Here is an 11,332-nt window from a genome sequence, read left to right as displayed (position 1 = left end):
TCCTGAACAAAAGCAATTTAGCTTTTTCTCTCTCCAATGCTTTTTCCGGTTCACCAATAATATCGTGATATATTGACTGTGCATTCAAGATAAAATATTCTTTTCCCGGGAGTTTGTCATAAAAAGTTGAGATAGTATCAAGATACAACTTTCCCTTTACAAAATCTTTCTGCTGCATCTCGTTCCAATATAGAGCCAGATACGTATCGAACAAATGTATTGAATCTCTCTCTTTTCGGGCATATTTTAAGGTTTTATTAAAATAATCATTGGCCAGCTTATAATTTCTGTTATTGTAGTGAATATTTCCCAGAAAATAGTTTATTAGATACCCTAATGACGGGTCGGGCACATATGAAGACGCATAGAGCTTATCCGCCTCTTTGAGCGGGTCGTAAACGGTACTGTCTTTCACTCCCATCCTTGTGCGCACTATCCCCTGATAAGCAAGCGCACGAATATAATTCCTGTTTTTCGGATTATGTATCCTGTAATAATCACTGACAGCGTTAATCAGTGAATCGCTAGTGAAATTAACGTACGTCTTGTCGTCAGAGATCACCTTCAAAAGCTCATAATAAGCTCTGTTGGAACGGGAAAGGGTTGACGGATTAAGCAATTTCAAACTATCGGCAACCTGTTTCGGATATCTGTCCACCATGCTATCCCATTGCTTTAACCGATCTAAAGCAACCGAATCACTCCTTTTGCTACATGAGCTGTATGCAAAAAAAGAAACCAAAAACAGCAAAAAAACAGAAATACGCGACATAAATAGAAAAGAAACTATAAAAATTACAAATATAGTGGTTTTTTATATCTATAGCGAATAGTTTTTCACGTATTAGCTCTTTTGTTTTGTGTTATATATCACATATCAGCAAGGTGTGATTATTAGAAAGTAATTAAAGTCAGTTGTGGAAAATGAAAGGTATTCATTTTACTAATTGGCCCCGGAACTGGAGAAAACCCAAATTACGTCTTAAAAAGGTGCTGGAGCTATGTATAAGAAGGTATAAAAAATATTCATCACGCAATGAACACCCTTGCTCTTGGCTATACACTTCCTGCTATCGGGCGTGTTACGGACTTACACCGATTAGAGAATGTTCGCGTTGAGCGAGCCCCAAAACAAAGGGGTACAAACAATTGCTTGTACCCCTTTGTTAACTATGGTTCAAAAAAACTATTTTATTGACATAATACTTGTTTTAATTGAAGATTTTTTAATCTGATTTATTATATTTCTTGTAACAGTGGCTGCAGGATTTACTACAGAACTACTAGTAATTGAAAACTCAAATGTATCATAACCTACATCTTTATCATCCTCCCCAGCAAATGAAATTGCAACAACAGAGTATTCTCCATCGACATCACAAGGCAACATCACTGATCCACTAGCTTCAACTTCGATTGAGTTAATACTACCGTCAAGTATACCTGCTTTTGCGGAATTGATATCTTTACCTTCAACCAAAGCGACTTTTGCGATTTCAACATCTTCGCCTAATGCAATATCAGCTACAACAAAATTTTTATCTTCTGTATCTATAAAACGGCCTAAATAGGTAACATCTACAGAATAATCAGCTAAAACAGCACCTGGCATTAATACCATAAAAGCACCTTTGTTGTTTGCTTTAAACAATCCACCATCTTGATAATCAGCCATACTTACAAGCAAAGTTTTAGCCGGGAAAGTTATCAATCCATTTTCAAAGTTACCAGTATATCCAGCTGCTTTTTGTTCTTCCAGTGTTTGACCTTTTGACATGTTATGGCCTGCCATACTCCCCACAGATATCATGCCATAGCCCCAGTCCATTCCTGTCTGTTGTACATTCATGTAAACTCCCGAAGGGTCTGCTGCATTTATTTCCAAATACCAGTCTCTTGAATCATCCCAATCACCAGTTTCATTGTATTTGTAAGCTTCACCAAAAGGATTAACCAACCTAAACAACCCGGGTTGTAATTCGTTTTCTTGGATTTCAACTTTATAAGGGTCATTGGCTACACCAAAGAAAGTTGTAATAAAATCCTCAATAAAAGTGGCCATTCCAAGTGATTTCCAAGGAGCTGGGATACCGATATTAAATGCGTAATCCGTAATTCCATAGGGAGTTTTGTATGCTTCTCCAATACTAATCACTACATCACTGAAATTGTCATAACCAACTACTTCCGGATCATATGAGAGCTTAAATGTTGTTACGGCTTGTCCAGAATTGAAAGTAACTGAAGCAGGAATACTGTATAGTCCATCTCCACCACTCAGGGTCAATGATACTGTAACCGCATTATCGGTCTTTACTCTAGCTATAGGTACATCATATGAATTTGCCAAGCTGGAAGCCTTTATTGAAAGACTATTTGTGCTTGGAAAATATACTTGATCATTTCCAAGCTTTTCAGCTGCTTCATAAATCGGAGCATCGTCTTTACATGAATAGAGCGATGTCATGGCAAAAATTAACGCCAATATACCCAGAATATATTTATTTTTTTTCATATCTGTATTCACTTTATTAATTAGTTAGCAAATTGACCTATTGGAGTAGGTGTTTCAACTACAGCTGTCGGATTTGGATTATTGTATCCTTCAAGAGCAGCATTTGCATCCATTTCATTGATAGGGATTACCAAGTTCCAGTTAGGTTTAATACCTTTCACATTCATTTTGAAGATGTCTGCCGGAGCATTTGTGCCTTCATAGTTTTGGATAATATCCGGTTTGATCCGTTTTGCAGACGGGAAAGCATTGCCCTCTCCCCAAAACTCAATACGCATTTGTGTAAGCACCTCGATTTGGAAAGCACGCTGATCACCAGTCGTAAAGTTGTAATCTGGCTGACGGTAAGACTGCATAAACGAATTTAACTTAGCCAATCCGGCAGCTACACCTTGAGACATACCCACGGCTTCAGCTTCAATCAAGTACATCTCTTCAATACGCATCACTGGGACGTCAACAGCTCCACCTACACTATAAGTTTCCCAATTACCTTCTCTACAACGGAATTTCAGAGATAAGTAAGCAGGTGCATCATTGATGTATGCTTCATTGCGTGATGTTTTGTAAGCATGGAAATCGTACTTGTCTGGGTGTAAAAAAGTGTTTTTTCGGAAATCGTTGTTGGCTATCTTATCATATAGCGAACGATCGATTCCTGGCCTAGTGAGTGAAGAATAACCCCAGTCAGCTTCTCCTGAAATCCAGCCTGTAAAGTTTGCTAGGTTTCTCATGCTTTCAGCTGAATAATTTATATACCACATCCATGCCTGGTTTGCAGTATTAAAACCAATTTTTTCATCTTCCCATTGCGCTGCTGTTACAGGAGAGCCTCCAAATGTAGCTATTGCTTTACCTGCAAATTCAGCAGCTTTGTCGTATTGCTCATCCCAAAGATACACTTTAGCTTTGATGCCATAAACTACTGCTAAACTTGGGAATAGTCTTGAACTAGGCATATAACCATCCATCAAGGCTTCAGCTTTATCAAGGTCCGAAAGTATAAAATCAATCATTTCGGCGCGAGGTGCACGCGGGTTGTTTTTGGCATCATCACCAGTGGTTTTTTCAGTTACGATAGGAACTGTTAATCCTTTTACTTTCGAAACGTCTGTATATATATTTTCAACCGGTTCAAAGAAAACCATTAGCAAATAATAATTAAAAGCACGGTTTGCATAAGCAACACCTGCTGCTCCCTTGATGGCAGGAGTTAAACTTTCGTCTTCGATATCCACAGCAGCAATTACGTCGTTTGCAGATTTAATGAGCTTGTAAAGCGTAAACCAAGGTAAATATGCAAAATAGCTGGTTTCACCAAAATTAGCATTAAAAGTGTTGTAATTTCTATACCAGTCGTATCCAGAATTCTCACCAAGCGGAAAAATATCACCCAACATCTCTGTTTGAGCAATCATAAATTGAGGATAAGACATGTCAGTCTCATGAACCTGGTCATCATACACAAAATAGCCCTTTGACATTTGCGAAGGGATTCCGTTTAATGAAGCTTCCAAAGCAGAAGCAGAAGCTCCGATTTGTTCGGACGTTGCGGTAGATCCTTCTGGAAATGTCTCGTCGATACAGCTATTCAATAACAAGACCGACAAGGCTGATATTAACAATAATATATTATTTCTTTTCATTTTCATATCAGTTAATTTATTTAGAAATTAAGTGTAACACCACCGGAAACTGCTCTCATAGGCGAATAATATGTGGCATTCGTAGTTGTACTGTAAGATTGACGAGGGTCGAATCCTTTGCGTTTTGACCAATATAAAACGTTTTCAACAGATCCGTAAAGTCTAATGGAGTTAATTTGTATCTTTCTAGTCCATTTACTAGGTAGTGTATAGCCTAGATTGATATTTTCAATATTCAAATAACTAGCATCTGTTAAGAATCGTGTTGACATACCTGCGCTATACGTATCACCAAACACAAAACGAGGAATTTCGTTTGACTTGTTTTCAGGAGTCCACGAATTCAAAAGATCCGCATGGAAGTTGTACCCTGTATTAGAGCCTGTTGGTGATGCCATAAAGCTAGCATATGTACCATCATATTGTTTTCCTCCGATCTGATACGAGAAATTGATATTAAAATCTACTCCATAAGCCTGTAAAGTTGTACCAAAACCACCGAACATTTTGGGAATTGAAGTTTCATTTGTTACATAATAGTCAGCATCAGCATATTTTGACGTCTCTTCACGACCAGTTATGTTACCTTCTTCATCCTTAATGTTTTTATACCACATTGATTGCCCATCCTCATCTATACCCGCAAACTCTTTCAGTCTCCAAGAGTACATTGGCAGGTTTTCAGCAATAAAGAAATCATCACTTGTGTAACCTTTGAATTCATTTCCGGAGGCATCATATCCTGAGGCTGTTTTCTTGTCTTCATGGAGAAGAGTAAGCTTATTCTTTAAAGTAGAAATATTTAGATTTACATCCCAAGTAAAATTTCTTTGTTTTATAATATTTGCTCCAAGTTCCAATTCAACACCCGTGTTGTACATGTCACCAATATTGTCAAAATAACTTGAATAACCCAATGAAGGGGCTACTGAAAATGAAAACAACATGCCCGTTGTTTTTCTATGATAGTATTCTAAACTTCCTGAGATACGTTTAAAAAGAGAGAATTCCGTTCCAATATTTAAGTTTGAGTTAGTTTCCCAGGTAATATCTTTTGTTCCTTTTGATTCAAAAGCTGTACCGATGTTACCGGCTGAGTTGGTTATATTAAATACGTCTGTATAACGATAGGAACCTATAGCATCATTACCTTGAACACCATATGACAATTTTAATTTAAGCTCGTCTACCCAGGCAGCATTGAACCAATCTTCCTGATTGATTAGCCATGCACTTCCCAAAGACCAGAAGTTACCCCAACGGGAATCCGGGTGGAAACGTGAAGAGGCGTCTCTACGGTATGAGCCTGAAGCAAAAATACGGTTGTCATGGTTGTACTGTAAACGCGTAAAATAGCCTTCACTGTTATAGCGTGTTTTATATGAGTCTGCGCTTTGTCCATCAATAATAGCACCTCCTAATTCTTTATTGCTTTGAGAGAACATTTTAGATTTACTTGCCTCCATATAAGCATATGTACTGTTATAATACTCATGACCTAACAATGCATCAAAATTGTTGAGTCCAAAGGAGGTAGAATAATTTAATAACTGCTGGTAATTGTAATCATATGAGCGTCCATGGGCTTTTGAAACAGTACCACCTGTTGTATCAAACTGACCATAGAATGGATTGTAAACGTAAGTGAAACGCGTCTCGTCCAAATTCTGAGTGCCGTTAATGGTTAATGTTAATCCGGGAATAAACGTGATATTTGCAAATCCAGTGCTTGAAAATGCATTTCCCTCAGAGTTAATTGTATTAAGCTGACTATCCATAATTGGATTCGCATCTGATATAAATGGACGTGAACGACCAGCATTCATCCCATTTCCGTAGTCCATCATCTCGAGTCCATTTTCATCTACCATAATACTACCATCAGGATTACGAAGATAAGCAGGATAAATAGGAGGCATTTGGGAAGTGAAAGCCCAGATATTACCAGATGATGTGCTTGATCCATTGTCCCCAAGTGAGTTGTGATCAAATTTAGCATATGAAATATTTCCACCAACTTTTAACCATTCTTTTGCTTGATAGTCTGCTCTTAAACGAGTGGTAAGACGATTCATATCAGAAGCCATCGTTATACCTTCATTATCCAAATAACCAAGAGATGCATAAAATGAGGATTTTTCATTACTTCCGCTAATAGCCAAATTATATTCTTTACGTAATCCGGTACGTGTTCCTGCTTTTTCCCAATCGTCAGGCGTGAGTAGGTAATCTTTACCTTTATAATTTTCAATGCGACCTAAGGTAGCTTCTGGATTCAATTTCCCATTCAAACCAATCAGCATCTGACCCTGCGGATAATTATATACATTATATCCCAATCCACCGTTACCTTGATCTCCAAATAAGTTCGCATTTGTTTTCATCCAACTTGCTTCTGGGCTAAGACCTTGGTTCATGTGGTATCTTGATAAAGCACCATAATGCATCTCATAATACTGAGCCGGATTAGTTATAACATTATAATGTTGCAATGCTCTAGTGTTTGCGCCGAATTTTGTATCAAAAGTTATTACAGCATCACCTCTCCCACTAGCTTTTTTTGTGGTAATCATAATAACGCCATTAGCTCCTCGCGCACCATATAAAGCATTAGAAGCGGCATCTTTCAGAACCGTCATTGATTCCACGTCATTAGGATTCAAATTGCTCAAATCACCACTGTAAGGAGCACCATCTACAATTATTAATGGGTCGTTTCCAGCATTAAGCGAGCTGAACCCTCGAATTTTAATAGAAGCAGTTGCTCCAGGAGCACCGCTGTTTGATGTCAACTGCAATCCTGGAACTGCACCAGCTAACGCATTGGTTACACTTGTTACCTGCGATTTACTTAATTGCTCTGAATCTACAACTTTAGCCGACCCAGTAAATGCTGATTTTTTAGCGGTACCGAAAGCCACGACCAATACTTCTTCCAGTAATTCAGAATCGGTGATTAGTTCTATTCTTACATTTACACTTACAGGCACTTCTTGTGTTTTATAACCCACATAAGAGATTACTAGTGTCCCGTCTGATGGTGCCGACAAACGGAAGTTTCCGTCAATATCGGTTACCGTTCCCTGCGTAGTTCCCTTAATCTGAATTGTGGCACCTATCACAGGATCTCCAATCTCATCCACCACAGTACCGCGTACTTGTGTTTGAGCGGTTACAATCCCTATCCCTATAAAGAACAGGGCTAAAAACATAGTTAGTTTTTTGTTCATAAACTCTACTTTTAAATTAAACACTTTCCCAATATTTTTAATTATACATCTTTAAAAAAACAATACTTCGTAAATACTTACTTAAACGCCTGAATATCAGAAGAAAAATTGTAAAACTTCAGCAGAAAAAAACTGCTGATTATTAATAGATTAAGTGGCGTATCTAAGCCTTTTTAACAAACAATCATCAAATTAAATGAAGGTGGTTTTAACTTAACATTCCTTGTTTTTCAGCTCTCAGCTGCACACACGTTTTATAATTTATATAACTTCGATTGCAATTAACATTTATATAGAAATTAATCCATTTTACAAATATATATCAATTATTTTAATTACATAATTTTCCCAACTTTTTTTTAAAAAAAACACCAAACTGAAACCGTACACAGTGTTTAATTTACACTTTCCAGACTTTTGCTGGAAGAATCAGCAAATGACATACTTATTTTTTTAACAATTGCGTATAGTATGTAACCTTTTCAATCTAAAATTTTGCAAATTTACATCTTAAAAAAACATTGTGCAAGATAAAGAGTATTTTCCTATTATTTTTATACTATATTGAGACAATCTATATCAAAATAACAATACACACACCTATTTTAAAAACATTAGGTATTATGTAGCCTATAATTTGTACCACAATATGAGCAATCAAAAAAAACTTGCACTTATGAAAGAAAAATTAAAATAAAGTAATACTTATTTTCAGTAGGCCATAAGCACATATAGTGTTGTACGAGTAGAAAAAAGGATTTCAACAGGTTTACAGTCTGTTTGCAGGCACATTGGATGCCTCGGTCAGAATGAAATATGATGCCTTATCCAAAAGGCCTGTTCCTGTTGGCCATCCTAATGACCGGGATTATGGTATGGGATGCATTCATATGATCAATTATGGACCATCCGATCAGTTTGCGATCAAAAAGGTCCAACACGCAAGTAAGATAAAGAGAAAGTTCAGCAATCCTTTTGGGGTCTTCACTTGGTGACTGGACTCTATGTCCGGGGAAACTGGCATCCCCTTTCTGCTGGTATTCGTTCCGCCAACGATATAAAAGAAAGGGGGCAATACCCAATTCCTGTGCAAGCTCGGAAATATTCTTGCGTTCTAAACTGAGTTTGACCGCATTCTCTTTGAATGCCTTGTCAAAATTTGTTCTTTGTTTTCTCATACTACACAAAAATAAGCTTTGATGCTTAACTCTGTGTCCCTGCTAAGTTAGTAATTCCAAAGTATTATACTTGTTTTATATCCATTAACGTAAATCCACCAAGTTGTTTAAAGAGCCTGACGTGACGGATTTATGGATGTGAATTTCAGCGTTTACCAGTTTAATTAAAAAACCGCCGGAAAGGCGGTTTTTAATTAAATTTATATTAGAGTGTAATTTTTATCTTTCATTTTGATCTTTTGTACGATCCATAGCCTTGTTGCTGTCAAACTCTAAATCAGGGATCTCCCTGAGATATCTCTTGTCGTTATCCGCAGGAATGTCGCGTAATTCATTGTCAAAATCAAGATGATAAGGACCTCTTTGTACTTTAGTAGTACCTCCTAAGAAAAATCCAAAGCGCATAATATCGTATAAAGCAAAACCTTCACCATATAATTCTTTTCTACGCTCGATCCATATACGTTCAAGCATATCGTTTTTGTTGGTTAATGCAACTTCGGGTTGATAACCTGTTATTCTTTTTGCTCTTAATTCGTCAAGTAATGTCTGTGCTTTATTATAATTACCTTTATTTACTTCAGCTTCAGCTTCAATCAACAATAATTCTGCTGCACGAAGATATGGCAAATCTCCAGTTCTATCTGGTTTATCAACGAATTTTTCTATAGCATATTTATCGTAACCGTTTCCTAAATCATTCCATTCGAAAAGTTTACGACCATCATTTTCGTCAAACATATTAACAAAAACGGTGTCCGCCAAGAAGTTTTGATAACCAAAACGACCAGATTTCTCAATATCATAAAAGGAATAAAATCCTGGCCAACTGATATTGCCTTCGGCATCTTGTTTGTGCCCCCAAAGCCATTCGACATTATCAATGGTATTAAATCCACCTCCATAATCTGCAGCCGACATTAAAGGAAATCCGGTTCTAGCAGATTTAGCTAACGTAATAACTTGATCAAACTTAGCTGATTCATTGGGAGCATAAGCCATTTCCAATAGCACTCTAGCTAACAATCCTTCTGCAACATTTTTGTTAACCATACCCTTAGTAGGGCGCTGAATACTTCCAAAATTCTCAATTGCCCAATTTAAGTCATCTGTTATTTGTTTAAACACATCCGATAATTTTCCTGCCGGTTTACTGTCAATTTCCGGATCTCCAACAGGCGGTTCGAGTACTAAAGGAACTCCAGGCCCATCGTGACCTAAACGATACGTTTTTCTATATTGACGAACAAGATTATGGTAAGCAAAAGCTCTCAAGGTTTTTGCTTGGGCAGTAATATTGAGAAACTCAGGATCGGTATTCCCTTCTGCTGCTTGTATAATAGCGTTACAATTCTTTATTATTCCATAACTTGTATTCCACCAAAAAGTGGCACGCCTGTGGTTTGAGTATCGTTGACTTGGGTAATGTTGATAGGTAAATGTATACCATCCACCTGGACCGGCTATAATATCCAAAGCGAGAACATCTTGCAAAATCATAAAAGACATGATTCCACTATCGTCATGTTGTCCGGTTGCCCCTGTATAAGCTCCTGTTCCCCATGCTTGCATATATTTATAAGTGCCTTTTAGTAAACCTCTTAATGCATTTGGATCTTTTGGGAGTTCAGCAGACCCAATTGCATTGGAAGGTCTTGTTTCAAGGAAATCGTCACTACAGTTAGTGAAAAGAATTCCTGTTAAAACTATTGATGAAATTAAAAATAATATCTTTTTCATATTTGTAACTTATTAAAAATTCAAGTTAAAGCCAATAGAATAAATCTTAGAAGTAGTTGAGTTAGTTCCCTGTACACCTGTCAGTTCTTCAGGTTCCATACCATCAGGTACTCCGGCTGCACGAACAGTGAGTAAATTATCGGCTTGTAAATAAATTCTTGCTCCCTTAATTGATAATTTCGAGGTGATACTTGTAGGAATTGTATATCCTAAAGTTATAGCTCTCATTCTGAGATAATTTCCATTAAACAGGAAACGGGTAGAAGTTGCATCATTCAGGTTAGGACCAAGAATCGGTTCTTTTGCATTTTTGTTCTCCGGAGTCCATCTGTTTAAAATATCTTTATGCCACGTATAACCGGCGCGATCTCCAGCGTGCATTAATTGAGAATAAGCGCTATCGTATATTTTATGTCCAAAAGCTCCAGTCAATGTAAATGAAAAATCGAAACCGTATCCGTTTAAATATGGAGAAAGGGCAATTTGCCATTTTGGGAGAGCAGTACCTACATATCTTCTCATATCCGGAGTAGGAGAAGCTGCTGTTTTTTCTTGTCCAGTAACATTTCCTTCGTTGTCTTTAATATCTTTCCAATACAATTTCGAGCCTGTTTCAGGATCAACTCCTGCATATTCAACCATAAAAAACTCATACGGATCACGCCCTACCATCCATTTCTTTGTACCTTGAATTATTTCCTCTTGTGGCAATTTAGTAATGGTACTTTTTACATAACTGGCGTTAAATACTGCTCCAGCGTTTAATTTACTTGTTCTTATGAACGTACCATTTAATTCCAACTCGACACCTTTGTTTTCAATTGCTCCTATGTTTTTATTAATACCTTTAAAACCAGAAGATACGGGTAATGGCATGAAGAATAAAAGGTCGTCAGACTTTCTATGAAAATAATCAAAAGCACCGGTCAGGTTATTTCCGAACAAAGAAAAATCTATACCTGTATTCAGAGAAATGTTTTTCTCCCACGATAAGCCATTGTTACCAAGTACATCAAACGAAAA

At 37.1% G+C, this 11,332-nt stretch carries 7 protein-coding genes; all 7 read right to left on the bottom strand.

What is annotated here, in order from left to right; translation table 11 throughout:
• Positions 1 to 661, bottom strand: a 661-nt coding sequence (locus B3B27_RS11500; protein ID WP_286847486.1) for a hypothetical protein, incomplete at its 3' end; no start/stop codon positions are given.
• A gap of 525 nt (positions 662 to 1,186) precedes the next feature.
• A complete protein-coding gene (locus B3B27_RS11495) occupies positions 1,187 to 2,515 on the bottom strand; it encodes a hypothetical protein (protein ID WP_286833878.1) in 1,329 nt (442 codons plus the stop codon).
• A 20-nt stretch (positions 2,516 to 2,535) separates the two neighbouring features.
• Positions 2,536 to 4,167, bottom strand: coding sequence for a RagB/SusD family nutrient uptake outer membrane protein (locus tag B3B27_RS11490; RefSeq protein WP_286833879.1), 1,632 nt, complete (start codon positions 4,165 to 4,167; stop codon positions 2,536 to 2,538).
• A gap of 14 nt (positions 4,168 to 4,181) precedes the next feature.
• On the bottom strand, positions 4,182 to 7,391 hold the full coding sequence (locus B3B27_RS11485) for a SusC/RagA family TonB-linked outer membrane protein (RefSeq protein WP_286847484.1): 3,210 nt from the start codon (positions 7,389 to 7,391) through the stop codon (positions 4,182 to 4,184).
• A gap of 824 nt (positions 7,392 to 8,215) precedes the next feature.
• Positions 8,216 to 8,569: a transposase gene (locus B3B27_RS11480; protein ID WP_286833885.1), complete on the bottom strand. Its 354-nt coding sequence runs from the start codon at positions 8,567 to 8,569 to the stop codon at positions 8,216 to 8,218.
• A 219-nt stretch (positions 8,570 to 8,788) separates the two neighbouring features.
• Positions 8,789 to 10,309, bottom strand: a complete 1,521-nt coding sequence (locus B3B27_RS11475; protein ID WP_286833887.1) for a RagB/SusD family nutrient uptake outer membrane protein — start codon at positions 10,307 to 10,309, stop codon at positions 8,789 to 8,791.
• Between the two features lie 12 nt (positions 10,310 to 10,321).
• The coding region (locus B3B27_RS11470) for a TonB-dependent receptor domain-containing protein (protein WP_286847482.1) at positions 10,322 to 11,332 on the bottom strand (1,011 nt) is incomplete at its 5' end.

This window comes from Proteiniphilum sp. UBA5463 (assembly GCF_002427225.1).
Taxonomy (GTDB): Bacteria; Bacteroidota; Bacteroidia; order Bacteroidales; family Dysgonomonadaceae; genus Proteiniphilum; species Proteiniphilum propionicum.
This window is presented reverse-complemented; position numbering and strand designations above follow the sequence as displayed.